This is a genomic window from Saccharothrix longispora (assembly GCF_031455225.1).
GTDB classification, from domain to species: Bacteria; Actinomycetota; Actinomycetes; order Mycobacteriales; family Pseudonocardiaceae; genus Actinosynnema; species Actinosynnema longispora.
On record NZ_JAVDSG010000001.1, the window covers coordinates 5,212,082 to 5,232,882 of the forward strand.

Annotated in this window: 21 protein-coding genes; 9 read left to right on the forward strand and 12 right to left on the reverse strand. The window is 73.5% G+C overall.

Annotated elements, in window-relative coordinates; genetic code table 11:
• Positions 1-69 precede the first annotated feature (69 nt).
• Positions 70-1,392 (forward strand): M14 family metallopeptidase, encoded by a 1,323-nt coding sequence (locus tag J2S66_RS21415; protein ID WP_306749766.1) that lies wholly within the window; start codon positions 70-72, stop codon positions 1,390-1,392.
• A gap of 64 nt (positions 1,393-1,456) precedes the next feature.
• Here the strand turns inward: J2S66_RS21415 and J2S66_RS21420 are convergent, their stop codons facing one another.
• The 3 genes from J2S66_RS21420 to J2S66_RS21430 all read right to left on the reverse strand — a co-directional run bounded on the left by J2S66_RS21420 (position 1,457) and on the right by J2S66_RS21430 (position 5,703).
• A complete protein-coding gene (locus J2S66_RS21420; protein WP_310314964.1) occupies positions 1,457-2,953 on the reverse strand; it encodes a Fic family protein in 1,497 nt (498 codons plus the stop codon).
• A 69-nt stretch (positions 2,954-3,022) separates the two neighbouring features.
• Positions 3,023-4,162 carry an aminotransferase class V-fold PLP-dependent enzyme gene (locus tag J2S66_RS21425; protein WP_310309002.1) on the reverse strand — a complete coding sequence of 380 codons (1,140 nt, stop codon included), beginning with the start codon at positions 4,160-4,162 and terminating at the stop codon, positions 3,023-3,025.
• Entirely contained in the window at positions 4,159-5,703 is a 1,545-nt protein-coding gene (locus J2S66_RS21430; protein ID WP_310309003.1) for an ABC transporter substrate-binding protein, read from the reverse strand. The genes J2S66_RS21425 and J2S66_RS21430 overlap by 4 nt, the downstream gene beginning before the upstream one ends.
• 29 nt (positions 5,704-5,732) lie before the next feature.
• On the opposite strand from J2S66_RS21430, the gene J2S66_RS21435 reads away from it, so the two are divergent.
• Together J2S66_RS21435 and J2S66_RS21440 are read left to right on the forward strand one after the other, a co-directional pair.
• Positions 5,733-6,512 carry a carbon-nitrogen hydrolase family protein gene (locus tag J2S66_RS21435; RefSeq protein WP_310309004.1) on the forward strand — a complete coding sequence of 260 codons (780 nt, stop codon included), beginning with the start codon at positions 5,733-5,735 and terminating at the stop codon, positions 6,510-6,512.
• Positions 6,513-6,625: 113 nt separating this feature from the next.
• Positions 6,626-7,477, forward strand: a complete 852-nt coding sequence (locus tag J2S66_RS21440) for a DUF2382 domain-containing protein (RefSeq protein WP_310309005.1) — start codon at positions 6,626-6,628, stop codon at positions 7,475-7,477.
• Between the two features lie 67 nt (positions 7,478-7,544).
• On the opposite strand, the gene nadC is transcribed toward J2S66_RS21440, so the two are convergent.
• Genes nadC through nadA form a run of 3 tightly spaced genes read right to left on the reverse strand, consistent with a single transcriptional unit; the run spans position 7,545 to position 11,019 of the window.
• Positions 7,545-8,378 (reverse strand): carboxylating nicotinate-nucleotide diphosphorylase, encoded by an 834-nt coding sequence (gene nadC / locus J2S66_RS21445; protein ID WP_310309006.1) that lies wholly within the window; start codon positions 8,376-8,378, stop codon positions 7,545-7,547.
• Entirely contained in the window at positions 8,375-10,003 is a 1,629-nt protein-coding gene (locus tag J2S66_RS21450; protein WP_310309007.1) for an L-aspartate oxidase, read from the reverse strand. The genes nadC and J2S66_RS21450 overlap by 4 nt, the downstream gene beginning before the upstream one ends.
• Positions 10,000-11,019 carry a quinolinate synthase NadA gene (nadA, locus tag J2S66_RS21455; protein WP_310309008.1) on the reverse strand — a complete coding sequence of 340 codons (1,020 nt, stop codon included), beginning with the start codon at positions 11,017-11,019 and terminating at the stop codon, positions 10,000-10,002. Before nadA ends, J2S66_RS21450 begins: the two co-directional genes overlap by 4 nt.
• A 62-nt stretch (positions 11,020-11,081) precedes the next feature.
• Between nadA and J2S66_RS21460 the strand changes: the two genes are divergently transcribed.
• The 3 genes from J2S66_RS21460 to J2S66_RS21470 all read left to right on the forward strand — a co-directional run bounded on the left by J2S66_RS21460 (position 11,082) and on the right by J2S66_RS21470 (position 13,885).
• Entirely contained in the window at positions 11,082-11,771 is a 690-nt protein-coding gene (locus J2S66_RS21460; RefSeq protein ID WP_310309009.1) for an NUDIX hydrolase, read from the forward strand.
• Positions 11,768-12,448 (forward strand): LON peptidase substrate-binding domain-containing protein, encoded by a 681-nt coding sequence (locus J2S66_RS21465; RefSeq protein ID WP_310309010.1) that lies wholly within the window; start codon positions 11,768-11,770, stop codon positions 12,446-12,448. The genes J2S66_RS21460 and J2S66_RS21465 overlap by 4 nt, the downstream gene beginning before the upstream one ends.
• Positions 12,449-12,628: 180 nt before the next feature.
• Positions 12,629-13,885: an MFS transporter gene (locus J2S66_RS21470; RefSeq protein ID WP_310309011.1), complete on the forward strand. Its 1,257-nt coding sequence runs from the start codon at positions 12,629-12,631 to the stop codon at positions 13,883-13,885.
• A 37-nt stretch (positions 13,886-13,922) separates the two neighbouring features.
• Here J2S66_RS21470 and J2S66_RS21475 read toward each other — a convergent pair whose 3' ends face one another.
• The 4 genes from J2S66_RS21475 to bioD form a co-directional block, all read right to left on the reverse strand.
• The gene (locus J2S66_RS21475) at positions 13,923-14,519 is read right to left on the reverse strand and encodes a DUF2567 domain-containing protein (protein WP_310309012.1); all 597 of its coding nucleotides are present in this window, start codon (positions 14,517-14,519) and stop codon (positions 13,923-13,925) included.
• Between the two features lie 56 nt (positions 14,520-14,575).
• On the reverse strand, positions 14,576-14,779 hold the full coding sequence (gene bsaP / locus J2S66_RS21480) for a biotin synthase auxiliary protein BsaP (protein WP_310309013.1): 204 nt from the start codon (positions 14,777-14,779) through the stop codon (positions 14,576-14,578).
• An 11-nt stretch (positions 14,780-14,790) separates the two neighbouring features.
• Positions 14,791-15,807 carry a biotin synthase BioB gene (bioB, locus tag J2S66_RS21485; protein WP_310309014.1) on the reverse strand — a complete coding sequence of 339 codons (1,017 nt, stop codon included), beginning with the start codon at positions 15,805-15,807 and terminating at the stop codon, positions 14,791-14,793.
• A gap of 116 nt (positions 15,808-15,923) precedes the next feature.
• Complete coding sequence (gene bioD, locus J2S66_RS21490; RefSeq protein WP_310309015.1) at positions 15,924-16,652, reverse strand: dethiobiotin synthase; 729 nt, start codon at positions 16,650-16,652, stop codon at positions 15,924-15,926.
• A 60-nt stretch (positions 16,653-16,712) separates the two neighbouring features.
• On the opposite strand from bioD, the gene J2S66_RS21495 reads away from it, so the two are divergent.
• The 3 genes from J2S66_RS21495 to J2S66_RS21505 are packed head-to-tail and all read left to right on the forward strand — an operon-like array spanning position 16,713 to position 18,252.
• Entirely contained in the window at positions 16,713-16,952 is a 240-nt protein-coding gene (locus J2S66_RS21495; RefSeq protein ID WP_310309016.1) for a glutaredoxin family protein, read from the forward strand.
• Between the two features lies 1 nt (position 16,953).
• Positions 16,954-17,586: a hypothetical protein gene (locus J2S66_RS21500; RefSeq protein ID WP_310309018.1), complete on the forward strand. Its 633-nt coding sequence runs from the start codon at positions 16,954-16,956 to the stop codon at positions 17,584-17,586.
• Positions 17,587-17,598: 12 nt separating this feature from the next.
• The gene (locus tag J2S66_RS21505) at positions 17,599-18,252 is read left to right on the forward strand and encodes a hypothetical protein (protein ID WP_310309019.1); all 654 of its coding nucleotides are present in this window, start codon (positions 17,599-17,601) and stop codon (positions 18,250-18,252) included.
• Here J2S66_RS21505 and J2S66_RS21510 read toward each other — a convergent pair.
• Positions 18,232-19,500 (reverse strand): adenosylmethionine--8-amino-7-oxononanoate transaminase, encoded by a 1,269-nt coding sequence (locus J2S66_RS21510; RefSeq protein WP_310309020.1) that lies wholly within the window; start codon positions 19,498-19,500, stop codon positions 18,232-18,234. The two genes, J2S66_RS21505 and J2S66_RS21510, sit on opposite strands and share 21 nt — an antisense overlap.
• The gene (locus J2S66_RS21515; RefSeq protein WP_310309022.1) at positions 19,487-20,716 is read right to left on the reverse strand and encodes a cytochrome P450 family protein; all 1,230 of its coding nucleotides are present in this window, start codon (positions 20,714-20,716) and stop codon (positions 19,487-19,489) included. The genes J2S66_RS21510 and J2S66_RS21515 overlap by 14 nt, the downstream gene beginning before the upstream one ends.
• Between the last annotated feature and the right edge of the window lie 85 nt (positions 20,717-20,801).

A 20,801-nucleotide genomic window follows, 5' to 3' on the forward strand; every position in this document is an offset into this window, starting at 1 on the left:
ATCCGTGAGCGAGGGGCGACGCTGCGTGGGCACATCTCCGTCGCAAACCCTGCTGATGATGGAGGCTTGATGTTCACCAAGCGGCGCGGCCTCGTGGCCGCCGCGATCGTCGCGAGCGCGGCCCTGGTGCTGCCCCTGCACACCGGGTCGGCGCAGCCCTCGACGGCGCAGTCCCCCGAGCGGACCCTCTTCGAGGTCACCGCCACCACGCCGGAGGCGCGGACGAAGGTCGCCCGGACCGGGGTCGACGTCCTCGGCCAGTCCGGCGACACGCTCACCGTGATCGCGGAGCCCCGCCAGCAGTGGGCGCTGCGCGCGACCGGCCTGCGGCTGAAGTCTCTGGGCGACGCGGACGCGGAGCTGGCCGCCCTCGGCGCGGCCGACTTCACCGACCGCGTGCCCGGCGAGGTCGGCGCGCAGGACTTCCCGTCCGGCTACACCGGCTACCACAACTACGCCGAGATGGTCTCCGAGCTGAACCAGGCGGTCAGCGACCACCCGAACCTGCTCACCCTGCGCAGCATCGGCAAGTCGTACCAGGGCCGCGACATCTGGGCGGTCAAGATCAGCGACAACCCGGGGTCCGACGAGGCCGAGCCGGAGGCGCTGTTCACCTGCAACCAGCACGCCCGCGAGCACCTGACCGTGGAGATGTGCCTGCACATCGTCAAGCGGTACACGGACAACTACGCGTCGAACAGCACGATCAGGAACACGGTCGACAGCCGGGAGATCTGGGTCATCCCCAGCGTCAACCCGGACGGCGCGGAGTACGACATCGCCACCGGCTCGTTCCGCGCGTGGCGCAAGAACCGGCAGCCGAACTCCACGGCGGTCGGCACCGACCCCAACCGCAACTGGGGCCACCAGTGGGGCTGCTGCGGCGGCTCCAGCGGCAGCGGCTCGTCCGACACCTACCGCGGCACGGCGGCGTTCTCCGCGCCGGAGGTCGCCCGGGTCCGGGACTTCACCAACAGCCGCGTGGTCGGCGGTGTGCAGCAGATCAAGTCGCACATCGACTGGCACACCTACTCGGAGCTGATCCTGTGGCCGTACGGCTACACCTACAACGACACCGCGCCCGGCCTGGACGCCACCCAGGCCAACGTGTTCCAGACGATGGGCCGGCGGATGGCCGCGCTGAACGGCTACACCCCGCAGCAGGCCAGCGACCTGTACGTCACCGACGGCAGCGTCGACGACTGGATGTGGGCGGCGCACAAGATCTGGAGCTACACGTTCGAGATGTACCCGAAGTCCGCGAGCGGCACGAGCGGCTTCTACCCGCGTGACACGCAGATCGCGACCCAGACGGCGCGGAACGACACGGCGGTCCAGCTCCTGCTGGACTACACCGACTGCGTTCCCCGCATCACCGGCCGCACCTGCTGACGCACCTCCCGACGGACGGGCCCGCCGAGCACCCCTCGGCGGGCCCGTTCCGCATCCGGGCAGGTCAGCCGAGGCCCGTGGTGAACTTGGCCAGCGCGCTCGCCAACGTCGTGTCCAGCACGTCCGAAACGGATTCCCACTGGCTGCCCGGCGGGTCGGCCCACGTCCAGGTGACGGTTTCGGTCGGCGAGGACACGACGACCGGTTCGACCGGTGCGGCCGCCTCGTCCCCCTGCTCGGTGCTGATGATCTCCGCGTGCACGGTCATCGTGAGCACACCGGTCTCGCCGCTGCCGACCTTCTGCACGAAGACGAGGTACCGCAGCTTCTGCCCGAAGGCGACGAGTTGCAGACCGGTCCACCAGACGCCCTCCTGGAGGTTCACGAAGAAGTCGACGCTCCGCGCGGCGTTGATCACCTGGCGTCGCCACCACCGCGCGTTGTCCGAGGGCGGCCCGCCGCTGGACACCATGGCACGAGCGTCGCTGTCGACACCGGCCCTGAGGAGGGCGCTGATCTTCCCGCACATGTCGTCGAGCCACGCGTGAATCCGGCTTTGCACCTCGGCCGCCAGCGCGGCGACGGCCGCGGCGCGATCACCGGTCCCACCGGCCGAACGCAACTCGCGCAAGCGCTCGATCCCGGCTTCGAGGACGGCGAGCGCCCCACCGCCCGATGCCAGCGCCTGCTCGGCGGCGATCGGCCGCTCCAGTTCACTGCGCAGGGCGACGATTTCGAGTTCCGCGAAGAACCGGACGAGTGGCCGGAGATCGCCCTCGTTCGCCTTGTCGAGGCATTCGAGGTAGCGGTTCCGCTCCCGTCGATCGACTACGAGGGGCGCCAGGTCGTGCCTCAACAGGGTGAGCAGGGTGAGGCACCGCGCGACCCGACCGTTTCCGTCTTCGAAAGGGTGGATCCTGACGAACCTGTGGTGGAGCCAAGCGGCCCGGATGACGGGATTCCGGTCCGCGTAGGTGTGGTAGAGCTTCACGAGTTCGTCGACCTGTGACGCGACTTGTTCGGGTGGGGTGTATTCCAGGACCGGACCGTCCGGACGCATGACGTGGTTGGCCTGCTGCTTCCACTCACCGTGGTGGAGCGTCGCCTCGAACACCATGCCGGTCGGCCCGGTCGCCGTGTAGGTGGGCTGCGTCCTGGTGAGCGATACGTGCAACTCCTTGATGAGGGAAACCGAGATGTCGCGCCCCTCACGGGCCGACTGCGCGAGGAATTCGAGCGTGTCGTACTGGGACCGGACGACCTCCAGCACGTTCTCGTCGACCGCTCCGTCGCCCGCTCGGGCGACGGCATCCGCCGTGATGCCTTCCGCCACCAGCGCCTCCGTCACACCCCAATCGATGTCGTAGAGGCGTTCGATGATTCCCGTCTCGATCGCGTGACGACGCAACGAGCGTCGGCGTGCTTCCCGGAAAGCGTTGTCGTTGGCCGACACGACGGTTTTCCACGCGCGTTGCAGGGAGTTGACGGACTCCAGCACCGGCTGGACGTCGCCGTTCAGAATCGGGAGCGGTTCGACTTCGCTCCACGACATTCCGCTCATCGTCACGCGGAGAGGATAGACCAGGATTGCGACGACACCGCCGACGACATTTCGCGGGCCATCCCGCCGCTACCGATCCCCGGCGGTGACCTCGCCGACCAGTTCCACGGCCCGGTCCACCTCGTCCAGGCCGACGAAGTAGTGCGGTGAGGCGCGGACCACCTCGGTGAGCCCGCGCCGGGTCATGTCGAGCAGCGTCGAGGGGGCGCCGCTCACGGTGACCGTCACGCCGCGCCCGGCCAGCCGCCGCTTCACCTCGTCGGCGGCCAGGCCGTCCGCGGTGAAGGTGACGATGCCGGAGCGGCGCTCGCCGATGTCGCGGACGGTCACGCCGGGCAGCGCGGACAGGCCGTCGCGCAGCCGCCCGGCGCGTTCGCCGACCTCGCGCTCGATCACGTCGAGGCCCTTGGCCAGGGCGTGGCGCACGGCGGCGAGCAGGCCGAGCCGGTCGGCGACGCTCGTCTCCCACACCTCGTGCACGCGGGCGTCCTCGCGCAGCCGGACCTCGCCGGGCCCGGTCCACCGCGCCCCGTGCAGGTCGACGAGCCGGGGTCGCAGCACCTCCGCCGCCGCGCGCCGCACCACCAGCACGCCGGTGCCGCGCGGGCCGCGCAGCCACTTGCGGCCGGTGCCGGTGATGACGTCGGCGCCCAGCTCGTCCGCGCGGACCGGCAGCTGCCCGATCGACTGGCACGCGTCGAGCAGCACCAGCGCGCCCACCTCGTGCGCGGCGGCGGCGACCTCGCGCGCCGGGTTGACCAGGCCGCTGTTCGTGGGCGCGTGGGTGAGCGAGACGAGCTTGACCCGCTCGTCGAGCATCGCGGTCAGCGCGTCGAGGTCCACCTGCCCGCGCGGGTCGGACGGCACGACCTCGGCGACCGCGCCCACCTCGCGCGTCCGGCGCAGGATCGGGATGGCGGTGCCCGCGTACTCGGCCTCGCTGATGAGCACCCGGTCGCCCTCGGCCAGCGGCACGGCGTCGAACGCGGTCAGCCACGACCGGGTCGCGCTGTCGGTGAACGCGACCTCGTCCGGCCGCGCGCCCAGCAGCTCGGCGACCAGGCCGTACCCGGCCTCCAGGTCGGCCTCGCGCTCCTGCGCGGCCAGGTACCCGCCGACCTCGGCCTCCCGGCGCAGGTGCGCGACGACCTCGTCCACGACCTCCCGCGGCGGGAGGGAGGAGCCGGCCGAGTCCAGGAAGATCGTCACCGGGGCGCCCACTTCTCCAGGTTCCACCACGGTCCCCACGACAGCGCGCCGTGCACGTGCGGGTCCACCACGGGCTGGTAGCCGGTCCAGTTCTCCCGCACCACGTACGCGTGCTGCACGGACGCCAGCACGACCATGCCCGGCGAGGCCAGGTAGGCCCGCTGGAACTGCTTGTACGCCGCCGCCCGCTGCGCCGGGTCCAGCAGCCTCCGCCCGGTGTCCAGGGCGGCGTCGACCTGCGGGTCCGAGTAGCCCCACGGGTTGCCGGTGTGCAGCGCCGGGTAGGTCGTCGGGTCGGGGTCGAACGGCGAGCCGCCGCCGTGCAGCAGGGCGTCCGAGCCGACCCGGCCGACGATCGCCTCCCGGCCCAGGCCCGCGAGCTGCACGTCCACGCCGACCGCCTTGGCGTCCGCGGCGAACGCGGTGGCCAGGTCGGCGCGGACCGCGTCACCGAGCGGGTACATCAGGGTGAACCGGGCGGGCACGCCGTCGCGGACGCGCACGCCGTCCGCGCCGCGCGCCCAGCCGGCCTGGTCCAGCAGGAGGTTGGCCAGCGCCTCGTCGTGGGGGAACTCCGCGTCGGGGTCGAGGAACTCCGGCAGGGCGTCCGGCACCGGTGTGCTCGCCGGGCTGCCCTTGCCGCCGAGCAGGCCGTCGACCAGGCCCCGCCGGTCGACGGCGTGGTTGAGCGCCATCCGGATCGCGCTGTCGCCGGTCACCGGCCCGGTGGGCAGGGTGACGGAGCGCAGGTCGGCGCTGCGGTGCGTGATGACGCGCAGCCCGTCGCCGGCGGACTCGTCCGCGAGGCGCGGCGGCAGCTCGGTGCCGTCGAACTCGCCCGCGCGCATGCGCTGGGCGCGGGTGTTGTCGTCCGGCACGAACACGACGGTGAGCTTGCGGATGCGGGGCTCGCCGGCGAAGTGGGAGGCGTTGGCCTCCAGCACCATCCGGTCGCCCTTCTTCCACTCCACCAGCTTGTACGGGCCGGTGCCGACCGGTCGGACGTCGGCCGGCGGCACGCCGAGCGCCTCGCTGGGCAGGATGCCGAGCGTGAGCAGGTGCGGGAACGCGGCCCAGGTGTGCGCCAGGGTGAACCGGACCGTGTGCACGTCGAGCTGCTCCACGCCGGTCAGCCCGGCGTACCCGGCCCGCTCGGTCGAGCCGGTGGCCGGGTCCAGCAGCGCCCGGTAGGTGGCCAGGACGTCCTCGGGGCCGAACGTCGTGCCGTCGGCGAACGTCACGCCCTCGCGCAGGGTGACGGTCCAGCTCAGGCCGTCCGCGGCGGGCGCGGGCGGTTCGGCGGCGAGCTGGGGCCGCACGCTGCCGTCCGCGCGGTGCTCGACCAGGCCGTCGTAGAGCTTGGAGACGCCGCCGCGGCCGTAGCCGAGCAGCGGGTTCAGCGAGGTCGGCTCCTCCGGGTCGGCGAGCACGATGGAGCTGCCGTCCGGGGTTCCCTCGGCGCTCTGCGTCGGGCCGCCCGTGCACCCCGCGGCGACGAGGGCGAGGGCGGTGAGGACGAGCGGGGTAAGGAGGGAGCGCACGGTTCCCGACACTACCTAGAGTGGGTGGCATGCGTGTCGCCCTGTGCCAGATCAGCTCCTCCACCGACCCGGCGGCCAACCTCGACCTGGTGCGGGAGGGGACGGCGCGCGCGGCGGCCGACGGTGCCCGCGTGGTCGTGTTCCCCGAGGCGGCGATGTGCCGGTTCGGGGTGCCGCTCGGACCGGTCGCCGAACCGCTGGACGGGCCGTGGGCGACGGCGGTGCGCGACGTCGCCCGCGAGCACGGCGTGGTGGTCGTGGCGGGCATGTTCACGCCCGCGCCGGACGGCCGCGTGGCGAACACCCTGCTGGTGACCGGCGGTGGGCACCACGTGGGCTACGACAAGATCCACCTGTTCGACGCGTTCGGCTTCACCGAGTCGCGCACCGTGGCGCCGGGGTCGTCGGTGGTGGCGGTCGAGGTGGACGGGGTCGTGCTGGGCCTGGCCACCTGCTACGACGTGCGGTTCCCGGAGCTGTTCCGGGCGCTGGCGGACCGGGGCGCGTCGGTGGTGCTGGTGTGCGCGTCGTGGGGCGCCGGTCCGGGCAAGCGGGAGCAGTGGGAGCTGCTGGTGCGCGCGCGGGCGCTGGACTGCACGTCGTGGGTGCTGGCCTGCGGCCAGGCCGACCCGGCGACCGACCACGGCGGCGCGCCGACGGGCGTCGGCTTCAGCACGGCCGCCTCGCCGCTGGGCGCGGTGGTCGGGCAGCTGGCGGGCGAGCCGGGGACCCTGCTCGTCGACGTCGACGCGGAGTCGGTCGAGGCCGCCCGGCGCGCGCTGCCGGTCCTCGCGAACCGCCGCCTGTGAATCCCTTTCGGGGGGTCGTGCATCCCTCCGACGTGTGGTAACCCGCATGGGTGTCCGCGTGGCCCGGGAAGCCCTTCTCCGGAAGAGCAGCGACGGCGAAGGGGAACGCGATCATGATCAACCAGGCCGAAGTGGACCGGCTGTACGACTGCGAGGTCATCGACGAGCACGGCGAGCGGATCGGCTCCGTCAAGCAGATCTGGCTCGACGACCGCGACGGCCGGCCGATGTGGGCCTCGGTGCACACCGGCTTGTTCGGGCTCAGGGAGTCGTTCGTCCCGATCCAGGACGCGACCATGGGCAACGGCACCATCACCGTGCACGTGGAGAAGCAGCAGGTGAAGGACGCGCCGCGGGTGGACGTGTCCGACCAGCACATGTCCGACGAGCAGCAGGACGAGCTGTACGCGCACTACGGGATGATCCCGGCCCACCGCAGCGGCGACCACGACCGGCTGCCCGGCGGGCAGGTCCGCTCCGGCGGGAAGGCCGCCGGGGGCATGGCCGCCGGTCCGGCGGCGGGCGGCGGGGTGGCCGACCGGACGCCGGGCAGCGCCGACGAGCGCGGGTCGGCGTCCCGCCGGGGTCGCCACGAGACCCGCGCCGACGACGCGGTGACCAGGTACGAGGAGGACGTCCACGTCGGCACGCGCGAGGCGGAGGCCGGCCGGGTGCGCCTGGTGAAGCACACCGTGACCGAGCAGCGGGACATGACGGTGCCGGTCACGCACGAGGAGGTCAGGGTCGTCCGCGAACCGGCCGACGGCGCGCCGACCGACCGGGCGTTCGCCGACGAGGAGGCCTCGGTGACCCTCCGCCGCGAGGAGCCCGTGGTGGAGAAGACCACGAAGCCGGTCGAGCGGGTGCGGCTGGAGAAGGAGGCCGTCACCGAGCAGGAGCGCGTCAGCGGCCAGGTCCGCAAGGAGCGCGTCGACGTCGAGCGCGACGACCGCCGCGACTCCTGACCGGCGCACCTCCCGACCGAACGCGCCCGCGTCCCCGTGCCGGGACGCGGGCGCCCTCCCGCCGCGCTCAGCGCAGGTCGAGCCCGAGGTCCAGGGCGGGCGCCGAGTGGGTCAGGCCGCCGACCGCCAGGTAGTCCACGCCGGTCTCCGCGTACGCCCGGGCCACGTCGAGGGTCAGGCCGCCCGACGCCTCCAGCCGCACGCCGCCCGCCCGCCGGACGGCCTCGGCGCAGTCGGCGACGGTGAAGTTGTCCAGCAGCACGAGTTCCGCGCCCTCGGCGACGGCCTCGTCCAACTGCTCCAGCGAGTCCACCTCGACCTCGCACGCCAGGTCGGGCGCGTGCGCGCGCACCGCGGCCAGCGCGGCCCGCACGGACCCCGCCGCCCGGACGTGGTTGTCCTTGATCAGCACGGCGTCGCCCAGGCCCAGCCGGTGGTTCACGCCACCGCCCGCGCGCACCGCGTACTTCTCCAGCAGCCGCAGGCCCGGCAGGGTCTTGCGGGAGTCGCGGACGGCCGCCCGGGTGCCCGCGACCTCGTCCACCCACGCGGCGGTCAGCGTCGCGATGCCGGACAGGTGGCACACCAGGTTCAGCGCCGTGCGCTCGGCGGTCAGCAGCCCGCGCACGGGACCGCGCAGCACGAGCGCCGGTTCCCCGGGAACCGCCTTCGAGCCGTCCTCGCGCTCCACCAGCACCTCCACGTCGGTGACCTGGCGGAACACCTCCAGGGCGGCGGGGACGCCGGCGAGCACACCGGCCGCGCGGGGCGTCAGCTCGGCCACGGCCACGGCGTCCGCGGGCACGGTGGCCTCGGTCGTCGCGTCCGGGCCGTAGCGGAGGTCCTCCGCCAGGGCGGTCGCGATCACGCGCCGCAGGTCGTCGAGGTCCAGGTCGTTCATGCCACTCCCCTCGCCACGACCGGGTCGGCCAGCACGGGCTGCCCGGACGGGTTGAGCCGGACGACGTGGCTGCGCCGCCCGCGCAGGTCGTCGCGTTCGGTGAAATCGGTGCGCACGTGGCAGCCCCGCGACTCCTCGCGCTCGGCCGCCGCCGCGATCAGGGCCCGCGCCGCCACGGTGAGCGCCGCGTCCTCGACCAACTGCCGGGTGTCGAGCACCCGGTCGACCGTCGAGAGGTCGAGCACCGAACCGACGACCGCCAGGCCCTCGGCGTCGCGCCCGATGGCCGCGTAGCGGGACATCACGCGCTGGAGCGAGTCGCGGTCGGCGACCGGCGCGGTCGGCAGCGACGCCGTGCCGGCGCACCGCGCCAGGAGGCCCACCGCCAGGTCCGCCGCGACCGCCTCGGCCGCGCGCGTGCCGACGACCAGCCCCTCCAGGAGGCTGTTGGACGCCAACCGGTTCGCGCCGTGCAGGCCGGTCCGGGCCACCTCGCCCGCCGCGTACAGGCCGGTCACACCGGTCCGCCCGTCCACATCGGACACGACGCCGCCGCACGCGAAGTGCGCGGCCGGGGCCACCGGGATCGGCTCGGCCGACGGGTCCACCCCGGCGGCCAGGCACGCCGAGTGGACGGTCGGGAACCGCCGCGCGAGGTCCGGGATGCCGGTCGCGTCGAGGAAGACGTGGTCGTCCACGCCGCCGGGCGCGCCGGCCAGGTGCCGGGTGATCGCCGCGGCCACGACGTCGCGCGGCGCCAGGTCCTCCAGCGGGTGCACGCCGCGCATGACCCGCGCGCCGGTCGCGTCGACCAGCACCGCGCCCTCGCCGCGCACCGCCTCGGTGACCAGCGGGCACCGGCCGCGCGCGCCGCGCCCGGTGTAGAGCACGGTCGGGTGGAACTGGACGAACTCGACGTCCGCCGCGATCGCGCCCGCCCGCAGCGCCAGCGCCAGGCCGTCGCCGGTGGCCACCTCGGGGTTCGAGGTCGCCTGGTAGAGCTGCCCGAGGCCGCCGCTGGCCAGCAGCACGGCGGGCGCGGTCAGCACGCCCGGCACGCCGTTGCCGTCGAGCACCAGCAGCCCGCAGACCTGGCCGAGCGGCGTGCGCACGGCGTCCACCGCGATGTGGTCCTCCAGCACGGGGACCTGCCCGTGGGACGCGGCGAGCAGCGCGCGCTCCACCTCGGCCCCGGTCGCGTCGCCGCCGGCGTGCACGACGCGGAACGCGCTGTGCCCGCCCTCCCGCGTGCGGGCCAGCGCGCCGGTCGGCAGGGCGTCGAACACGGCGCCGCGCTCGCGCAGCCGGGTGACCGCCGCCGGGCCGCCGCCGATCACCGCCCGCACGGCGTCCTCGTCGCACAGGCCCGCGCCAGCGACGAGCGTGTCCACCACGTGCGCCTCGACGGAGTCGCCCTCGTCGTGCTCGCCGGGCAGCACGACGGCGACGCCGCCCTGCGCCCACCGGGTGTTGCCGTCGCCGCCGGCCGCCTTGGTCACGACCAGCACGCGCAGGCCCAGCTCACGCGCGCGCAGCGCCGCCGTCAGGCCGGCCACCCCCGTGCCGACGACCACCAGGTCGGCGCGGGCCTCCCACAGCGGGCCCCTTCCCGACGTGGCGCTCACTCGCCGCCGCCGGGCTGCCCGATCTCGATCATGCGCTGCACGGCGCCCCGGGCGCGCTCGGCGGTCACCGGGTCCACGTGCACCTCGTCCTTGCCCTCGCGCAGGCCGCGCAGCAGGGCCGTCGGGGTGATCATCTTCATGTACCGGCAGGACGCCCGGTCGTTCACCGCGCGGAAGTCGATCTCCGGCGCGGCGCGGCGCAGCTGGTGCAGCATGCCGATCTCGGTGGCCACGAGCACCGACGTGGCGCTGGTGGCGCGGGCGGCGGTGATCATGTCGCCGGTGGAGAGGATCTTGACCTTCTCCGCCGGGACGGTGCCCTCGCCCGCGAGGTAGAGCGCGGAGGTCGCGCAGCCGCACTCGGGGTGGATGAACAGGTCGGCGTCCGGGTTGTCGGCCGCGCGCCGCGCCAGCTCGGGGCCGTTGATGCCCGCGTGCACGTGGCACTCGCCCGCCCAGATGTGCAGGTTCTCGCGGCCGGTCTCGCGCTTGACGTGCGCGCCGAGGAACTGGTCCGGCAGGAACAGCACCTCGCGGTCGGCCGGGATCGAGGCCACCACGTCCACCGCGTTCGACGACGTGCAGCAGATGTCGGTCTCCGCCTTCACCTCGGCGGTGGTGTTCACGTAGGACACGACGACGGCGCCGGGGTGCTCGGCCTTCCAGGCGCGCAGCTCGTCGCCGGTGATCGAGTCGGCCAGGGAGCAGCCGGCGCGCTCGTCCGGGATCAGGACCGTCTTGTGCGGGGCCAGGATCTTGGCGGTCTCGGCCATGAAGTGCACGCCGCAGAACACGATGGTGGACGCGTCGCTCGCGGCCGCGATGCGGCTGAGCGCCAGCGAGTCGCCGGTGTGGTGGGCGATGTCCTGGATCTCGGGCAGCTGGTAGTTGTGCGCGAGGATGACGGCGTCCCGCTCCCGGGCCAGCCGCAGCACCTCGTCCCGCCAGTCGGCGTCGGGCTCGATGCCGTCGTACGCGCCGTCCGAGGTTCGCTCCACGTAAGCGGTAGCGACCATGCTTCCTCCTTGGGCCAAGGTTTTCGCCTATCGGTCGAAAACGCTGCCGATAGTATCAGCCGGTGGGTCTCGCGGGACATGAGGTGTTGGCCGCAGTGCTCCAGGTGAGAGCCGGATCACTCCAGGTCATGTTGTGGCGACGCGCGCGGGAACCGCACGCTCACCGCTGGTCACTGCCCGGAGGCGGTCTGGGGGATGCCGAGGACGTCGAGTCGTCGATCCGGCGCCAACTGGCGGAGAAGGTCGACGTGCGGCAGTTGTCACACGTGGAGCAGCTCGCCGTCTTCAGCAACCCCGCCCGGGTGCCCGGACCGCGCGTCGTGGCGACCGCGTTCCTCGGCCTGGTGCCCTCCGACATCGACCCCGTCGTGCCGTCGGACACCGAGTGGCACCCCGTGGACTCCCTGCCCCCCACCGCGTTCGACCACGAGTCGATCTGCCGCCGCGCCCGCAGCAGGCTCGCGTCCAAGCTGTCCTACACCAACCTCGGCTTCGCGCTGGCGCCGCCGGAGTTCACCATCTCCGCGCTGCGGTCGCTGTACTCGGCGGCGCTGGGCTACGCGGTGTCCGCGACGAACCTCCAGCGCGTGCTGGCCCGCCGGGGCCTGCTCGAACCCACCGGCGCCACCGCGCCGCCCGGTCCGTCCGGCGGCCGGCCCGCGGCGCTGTTCCGCTTCTCCTCGGGGGAGATGCGGGTCACGGACCCGTTCGCCGTGCTGCGGCCACCCGCCACCCGTAGCTTGGGTCCGTGACCACGACGCTCCCCCTGTTCCCGCTGGGTACCGTGCTGCTGCCCGGGGCGTCCCTGCCGCTGCACGTGTTCGAGCCCAGGTACCGCCAGCTGACGGTGGACCTCGTGACGGGCGCCGTGCCGGACCGGACGTTCGGCGTCGTGTCGATCAAGCAGGGCTGGGAGGTGGGGGCGGAGAACGTCGAGGCGCTCCAGGCGATCGGCTGCACGGCCGTGCTCCAGGACGCGAAGCGCCTGCCGGACGGCCGCTTCGACCTGACCACGCGGGGAGGGCGGCGGTTCCGCCTGCTGGAGGTCGACGAGGACAGCGCCCCGTACCTGGTCGGCTCGGTCGAGTGGCTGCCCGACGCCGCGACCCCACCCGAGCTGGAGGCGGCCCTCCCGCTGCTGGCCGCCGGCGCCCGCGCCGCCCACGGCCGCTACCGGGAAGCCGCCTACCAGGGCAACGGCCACCGCCCGCCGGCGGACGACACCAGTCCCGACGAACTCGCCTACGCCCTGGCCGCCGACTGCCTGCTCACCATGGAGGACCGCCAGCACCTGCTGGAGGAGACCTCGCCGGCCCGCCGGCTGCGCGTCGTCCGCCAGGTCATGCACCGCGAGGCGGGCATCCTGACGGCGTTGAGCGCGGTCCCGGCCCCGCTGTCGGAACTGGGCCACCTCCCCCACCGCAACTGATCCCGCGCGACCCGCGCCCCGGTCACCCCGCCGCCCGCAGGAGGCCGGGGCCTTCGCGCGCCCTCGGCGCCCACCGATCGTTCTCGTGTTGATTCGCCCTATTGCCCTCTGGTGGGATTGTTCAACAATCCTCTACCGTGTGGTCCACGGCACATCCCTCCGGCTGCGAGGTGACCCGACATGAGCACAGACACCACACCCACCGCCACCGGCCCGTTCGCGTGGTTCCACACCCTGGGCCGCAACGGCAAGCGCGCCTTCGTGGGCGCGTTCGGCGGCTACGGGCTCGACGCCTACGACTTCCAGGTCCTGCCCCTGGGCCTGGTCGCCATCACCGCCTACTTCGGCATCAGCCAGGGCCAGGCGGGCCTGCTGAACACCGTCACGCTGGTCGTCTCGGCCATCGGCGGCGCCGTCGCGGGCATCCTCGCCGACCGCATCGGCCGCGTCCGCACCCTCGTGATCACCGTGATCACGTACGCCGTCTTCACCGTGGCCTGCGGTTTCGCCACCAGCTACGAGATGCTGATGGTCTTCCGCGCCCTCCAGGGCCTCGGCTTCGGCGGCGAGTGGGCCGCGGGCGCGATCCTGGTGGCCGAGTACTGCAAGCCCCGGTACCGGGGCCGCACGATCGCGTTCGTGCAGAGCTCGTGGGCCGTCGGCTGGGCCCTCAGCGTGATCGTCTACACCGCCGTGTTCAGCTTCGTGCCCCCGGACACGGCCTGGCGCGTGCTGTTCTGGACCGGCGCGATCCCCGCCGTCCTCGTCTTCTACATCCGCCGCAACGTCGAGGACGCGCCCAAGGCCGACGAGGGCCGGGCGACCAGCACCCGCAAGGGCAGCTTCCGGGAGATCTTCCGCGCCCCGCTGGGCCGCACGACGTTCTTCGCCGCGCTCCTCGCCACCGGCGTGCAGGGCGGCTACTACACGCTCGCCAGCTGGGTCCCGACGTTCCTCAAGACCGAGCGCGGCCTCAGCGTCGTCGGCACGGGCGGCTACCTGACCCTGCTCATCGGCGGGGCGTTCGCGGGCTACCTCACCGGCGGCCACCTGACCGACCGGCTGGGCCGCAAGCGCACGTTCACCCTGTTCGCGGTGCTGAGCGCGCTGCTGATCGTGGTGTTCACCCAGATCCCGGCGGGCGGGAACGGCATCCTGCTGCTCGTCACGTTCCCGCTCGGCTTCAGCACCTCGGCGATCTTCAGCGGCTTCGGCTCGTACCTCGCCGAGCTGTACCCGACGGACCTGCGCGGCACGGGCCAGGGCTTCACCTACAACTTCGGCCGCGGGATGGGCGCGCTGTTCCCGACGGCGGTGGGCTTCCTGGCCACCACGATGGGCGTCGGCGGCGCGATGGTGTTCGGCGCGCTCGGCTACGGCATCGCGGTGGTCGCCCTGCTGGGCCTGCCCGAGACGAAGGGAGTGGAACTGCGATGACCGACGATGCCCGACACCGCGTTCGCGCTCTGACGGGCTACCCCAGCCGTCGCCCGAGGTCGTCCATCCCGTTCCACGCGGCCAGGCAGCCGTAGGCCAGCGCCGCGCCCAGGGGCCACGCGAGCAGTCCCCACCACGTCTCCAGGACGGGGGCCAGCGCGATCACGTCACCGACCCCGGGCGCGGCGCCCAGCGCGTACCCCCCGCCCGCGGTGCCGAGCCCGGTGCGCTGCGCCAGGAACCCGGCGAGGACCGATCCGAGCACCGCGCCCAGCATCACCACGGGACCGCGCCGCTCGCGCAGCATCCACACCGCGATGCCGATCAGCAGCCCGGCGACCAGCCCGATCAGCACGAACAGCATCAGCCCGTCGAGCCGGTGGTAGCTCTCCCCGGTGACCGGGACCAGCGACGCGTCGTCCTGCACCACCACGTTCTGCGGCGGCGCGAGCCACGCCCACAGCCACCCGGCGGGCAGGCCCACCAGGGCGACGACCGACAGCACGGAGAACGCGGGCAGCAGGTCGCGCTTCACCACGACCCGCGGCCGGCGCACCACGTAGTAGTGCTCGAACGCCGGCGCGGGTGGCACCCGAACGGGCGCGACCCGCTCGTCCACCGGTTGCTCCGCCACCCGACGACCTCCCTGCACCCCGCGGCCACCGCACCCGTGACCGGATGCAGGGCAGGTTACCGCGCGGAGGTGGTCTCCCCGTGCCGGCTGCACGTGGCGGTCCAGCCGGCCGGGGTCACCTGCACCACCATCCGCCGGGCGCACCGGGCGCAGAAGCGCGGCGGGTCGATCACGCCCAACCGGGCCGCGCACGCCGAGTGGTCCGCGCCGGCCACCTCGCCGCCGCAGTACCCGCAGTACGTCGCGGCACCCGTCGTCACGGCATCCACCATCAGAGGGTCTTGCCCAGTTCCTTGATCGGCATGGACAGCTCGGTGAGCATGTCGAGGTCCTGCTGCGCCGGCCTGCCGAGGTTGGTCAGGTAGTTGCCGACGATGATCGCGTTGACCCCGCCGAGCATGCCCTGCTTCGCGCCCAGGTCGCCGAAGGTCAGCTCGCGCCCGCCCGCGAAGCGCAGGATCGTGCGGGGCAGGGCCAGGCGGAACGCGCCGACCGCGCGCAGCGCGTCCGGGCCCTCGACCACCGGGTAGTTCTCGTACGGCGTGCCCGGGTTGGGGATGAGGAAGTTCAGCGGCACCTCGTCGGGCTCCAGCGCGGCCAGCTGCACGGCGAACTCGGCGCGCTGCGCCAGGGTCTCCCCCATGCCGATGATGCCGCCGCAGCACACCTCCATGCCCGCCTCGCGGATCATGGTCAGGGTGTCCCACCGCTCCTCCCACGAGTGGGTGGTGACCACGTTCGGGAAGTGGGAGCGCGCCGTCTCCAGGTTGTGGTTGTAGCGGTGGACGCCCATCGCCACCAGTTCGTCCACCTGCTCCTGGGTGAGCATGCCGAGCGAGCACGCGATCTGGATGTCGTTGCCGTCCTCGCGGATGGCCTTGATGCCGTCGCGGACCTGGGACAGCAGGCGCTTGTCCGGGCCGCGCACCGCCGCCACGATGCAGAACTCGGTCGCGCCGGTCTCGGCGGTCTGCCGGGCGGCCTTCACCAGGCCGGGGATGTCGAGCCACGCCGAGCGCACCGGGGACGGGAACTGGCCGGACTGCGAGCAGAAGTGGCAGTCCTCGGGGCAGCCGCCGGTCTTGAGCGACACGATGCCCTCGACCTCGACCTCCGGCCCGCACCAGCGCATCCGCACCGCGTGCGCCAGTTCCAGCAGGTCGGGGATGCGCTCGTCGGGCAGCCGGAGGACTTCGAGCACCTGCTCCTCGGACAACCCGACGCCCCGCTCCAGCACCTGCTCGCGCGCGACTCCGAGGACGTCGACCTGTTCGGGGGCTGCGGTCACGACTTCTCCTCCATCGTCGGCGGTGGTCGGCGGCCAGTCTGCCGCACGGACCACCGGGTGCCCAGCGACGTACGTCACTGGGCCCGCGTCACTGTTCCGGCGTCACTGTTCCGGTGTCACTGTTCCGGGCGGCACGAGTGCGACGCGGTGAACTCCTCCGGGTCGAACGTGCCGCCGAACCACGGCGACAGGCCGGCGCGGGCCGCCTCGGTGAACTCGGCCCGGCCGAGCGCCGCCGCGCCGTCGGGCAGCACGCCGAGCAGCGGCGCGCCGGCGGCCTCGGGCAGGTCGACGAGGTTGCTCAGGGAGGCCAGGTCGGGTTCGGCGGGCCAGCGGCCCACCACCACGCCCACCGACTCCAGGCCGCGCCGCAGCAGGGCCTCGGCCGTCAGCGCGGTGGTGTTCAGCGTGCCCAGGCCCGCCTGGGCCACGACCAGCACGGGGGCGTTGAGCGCCCACGCGGCGTCGGCGATCGTCGACCCGGCCTCGTCGAAGCGCACCAGCAGCCCGCCCGCGCCCTCCACGAGCACCAGGTCGTGCGTCGCGTCCAGCTCCACGGCGGCGGCGGCCACGTCGGCGGGGTGCACGGTCGGCTGCCCGGAGCGGCGCGCGGCGGTGGCCGGGGCCAGCGGCTCGGGATAGCGCCGCAGCTCACGGGTGGTGACCGGGCCGGCGAGCCGGGCCACCTCGGCCAGGTCCCCCGGTTCGCCGTCGGCGATGCCGGTCTGCGCGGGCTTGAGCACGGCGACCCGTCGGCCGTCGGCGACCGCCAGGGCGGCCAGGGCCGCGACGACCACCGTCTTGCCGACCTCGGTGCCCGTGCCGGTGATCACGAGGACGCTCACGGGCTCTCACCCTAGGCCTGCACGGAGCGTGGCGATCGTCCGCGTTCTACAGTCACCGGCATGGGTGAGATCGTTCTCTACGGTGCGAACTGGTGCGGTGACTGCCGGCGTGCGAAGGCGTGGCTGCGGGAGCACGCAGTGCCGTTCGCGGAGTTCGACGTCGAGCACGACGACGCGGCCCGCGACCGCGCGGTCGAACTGGCCGGCGGCCGGAAGAACATCCCGGTCGTCGTGCTCCCGGACGGTCGGGTGCTCGTCGAGCCGACGAACACCGAACTGGCCGCCGCGGTCGAGGTCTGACGTGGGCGGGTCCGGCGGACGCGGGCGTCGTCGTCGGCGGCGGAGCGGTCCGCCGCGCGGGGGCGGGACGGCGCACGCCGCCGGGCGGCAGGCCGTGCGGGCGCAGCGGAGCTGGTTCAACCGGCAGGGCGGGGGCACGCAGGCCCTCGTGGTCTTCGGCGGCATCGCGCTGCTGATCGGCCTGCACTTCCTGCTGTGGGGCGAGGTCATCCCCGCCGTGGGCGCGCTGGTGGGGCGGGTCCCGGTGCTCTCGACCGCCGTCGGCTGGCTGTACGGCGGCGGCGCGGTCATGGCGTGGGGCGTCTACGCCCTCAACCGCGCGACGGCGGGCCCCACCGCGCGGAGGCGGCTGCTCACCGCGGCGTGGGCGTGGACGCCGGTCGCCGTGGCGTGCTTCCCCAGCGACTACGCCGACTCCACCGTGCTGCCCACCGACTACTGGGCGGGCGTGTACGCGAGCGCGTACGGCGTGGTCGTCGTGCCGCTGGTCGCCTTCGTGGTCGCCCTGCTCTCGCTGCCGCTCGTCAAGCTCTTCCCGCGCCTGAAGGACGCGGGCGACGGCTGGTTGGGCTGGGCGTGCGTCGGCTACTCGGTCCTGCTGCTGGTGTGGGCCTCGACCCTGCTGCGCATGTGACGGGGGTGTGACGTGGGCAAGAAGGGCAGGCGCAAGCGGCGGCAGGCCGAGAGCGCGCGCAGGTACGACGAGGAGGTGCTGGCCCCTCGCCTGCGGCAGGTGGCGATCGCCGCCGCGGCGGAACGGGCGAGGAGGGTCGTCCCGGCGCGGGAGAACTGGTTCGTCCGGCAGCGGTTCGGCGTCCGGCTCCTGGTGGTGCTGGTCACGACCGCCGTCGTGGTCGCCGGGCACTTCCTCGTGTGGGCCGAGCTGATGCCGTGGGCGGGCTACGCGTTCGGGGAGGTCCCGGTGCTCTCCACCGTCGCCGGGTGGCTGTGGGGCGGCGGCGCGATCGCGATGTGGGGCGTCTACGCGGTCAACCGCGACACGGCGGACGCGGACGTCAGGACGGACCTGGTCGCGCTGGCGTGGACGTGGACGCCGGTGGCGCTGGCGTGCCTGCCCAGCGGTCTCGCCGACTTCGCCGCCCTGCCCCCGGACTACGCGGCGGGCGCTTTCGCGAGCGCGTACGGCGTCGCCGCGATCTGCCTGGCCGTCCTGCTCTCCCCGGTGGCGACCAGGCTGTTCCCCCGCCTCGGGCGGACCCGCAACGCGACGCTGGGGTGGCTGTGCGTCGGCTACTCGTTCCTGCTGCTGGTGTGGGCGTCAACGCTGCTGCGCACGTGACGCCTCGGCCGCCGCCACCACGGCGGCCGAGATCGCGGCCACGTCGTCGTCCGTGCTGACGAACGGCGGCATGGTGTAGATCAGGTCCCGGAACGGGCGCAGCCACACGCCGCGGTCGACGGCCGCGGCGGTGGCGGCGGCCACGTCGACCTGGTGGTCGAGCTGCACCACGCCGATCGCGCCCAGCACCCGCACGTCGCCCGGCGCGTCGGCGAGACCGGCGCGCAGCCCGTCCGAGACGCGCCCCACGGCGCCCCGCCAGTCCTGCGACAGCAGCAGTTCGGTCGAGGCCAGCGCCACCGCCGAGGCCAGCGGGTTGCCCATGAACGTCGGGCCGTGGGCGAGCACGGGCACCTCGCCGCGCGAGATGCCGTCGGCCACGGCGGACGTGCACAGGGTGGCCGCCATCGACAGGTAGCCGCCGGTCAGCGCCTTGCCCACGCACATGACGTCCGGGCTGATCCCGGCGTGGTCGGCGGCGAACAGCTCGCCGGTGCGGCCGAAGCCGGTGGCGATCTCGTCGAAGACCAGCAGCACGTCGTGCGCCAGGGTCAGCTCGCGCAGCACGTGCAGGTAGCGCGGGTCGTGGAACCGCATGCCGCCCGCGCCCTGCACGACGGGTTCGACGACGACGGCGGCCAGCTCGTGCGCGTGCCGCTCGACCAGGTCGGCCAGCACCCGCACGTAGTCGGTCTCCAGCTCGCGCGGCGGCGCGGGGGCGAACACCTGCTCGGGCAGCACGCCCCGCCACAGCGAGTGCATCCCGCCCTCCGGGTCGCACACGGACATCGGCTGGAACGTGTCGCCGTGGTAGCCGCCGCGCCAGGTCAGCAGCCGCCGCTTCTCCGGGCGCCCGCGGGAACGCCAGTACTGGAGGGCCATCTTGACCGCGACCTCGACGGACACCGATCCCGAGTCGCACAGGAAGACGTGCTCCAGCGGCGCGGGCGTGATCTCCACGAGCTTCGCGCACAGCGCCACCGCGGGCTCGTGGGTGAGGCCGCCGAACATCACGTGGCTCATCCGGCCGAGCTGGTCGCGCACCGCCGCGTCGAGCACGGGGTGCCGGTAGCCGTGGATCGCGGCCCACCACGACGACATGCCGTCGACCAGCTCGCGCCCGTCGTCCAGCCGGAGCCGGACCCCCGAAGCCGACGAGACCACCAGCGGCTCCAGGGTGCCCGGCATCGGGCCGTACGGGTGCCAGACGTGCGCCCGGTCCAGCTTCAGCAGCTCATCGCGCTCCACGGGGCGTGAGGTTAACCGGCAGCTCCACCAGCCCCCTGATCAGCGTCCCCGGCCGCCACGGCAGCGACTCCAGGTCCTCGGTCGGCGTCACGTCGAAGCGCTCCAGCAGCATGCCCACGGCGATCTCGCCCTCCAGCCGGGCCAGCGGCGCGCCCAGGCAGAAGTGGATGCCGTGCCCGAACGCCAGGTGCCCGCCGGTCGGCCGGGTGATGTCGAACCGGTCGGCGTCGGGGAACTTCGCGTCGTCCCGGTTGCCCGACAGCAGCGACACCAGCACCAGGCTGTCCTTCGGGACGACCACGTCGCCCAGCTCGACGTCCTCGGTGGTGTAGCGCACCGTCGCCTGGTTGATCGGGCTCTCGTAGCGCAGGAACTCCTCCACCGCGCCGGGCAGCAGCGACGGGTCGTCGCGCAGCTTCGCCAGCTGGTCGGGGTGGCGCAGCAGGTGGTAGACGCCGTTGGCGATCAGGTTGACCGTCGTCTCGTGCCCCGCGACGAGCAGCAGGAACGCCATCGCGATCAGCTCGCCCTGGTCGAGCCGGTCCCCGTCGTCGCTGGCGTGGACCAGCTCGGAGAAGAAGTCGTCACCGGGGTTGGCCCGCTTGTGCTCGACGAGCTGGAGCAGGTAGCCGGCCATCGCCTGCCCGGCCGCCTGGATCTCCGCCGGCTCGAAACTGCCGCCCACCAGCACGTTCGACCACTGCCGGAAGTCGTCGCGCCGGTCCATCGGCACGTCGAGCATCTCGCAGATGACCGTGATGGGCAGCGGGAACGCCAGCGCGTCCACCAGGTCGACGTCACCCCGCGCCGCCGCCTCGTCCAGCAGGGACCGGGTGATCTCCCGGACGCGGGGGCGCAGCAGCTCGACGCGGCGGGCGGTGAACGCCTTGGTGACGAGCTTGCGCAGCCGCGTGTGGTCCGGCGGGTCCATGTTCAGCATGGTCCTGGCCAGCGACTCGTCGAACGCCGGTTCCTCGGCACCGTCCGGGCGGGACAGCTCGACCACCCGCCGGAAGCCCTCGTGGTGCTTGCTGAACCTCGGGTCGGAGAGCACCGACCGGGCCTCCTCGTACCGGGTCACCAGCCACGCCCTGGACCCGCGCGGCAGCACCACCCGGGTCGCCGCCGCTCCCTCGCGGAACGCGGCGTGGTACGCGTGCGGATCGGCGAAGTACTCCTCGCCCAGCACGTCGAGGCCGGCGATCTTCTCCCCCATCGGAGAGCCCCTCTCAGTTTGAGTTAACCCTGTTCACTCAAACGAACCGAGAGGTGCTCGTGTCCCCGCAACCGACCGGTAACAC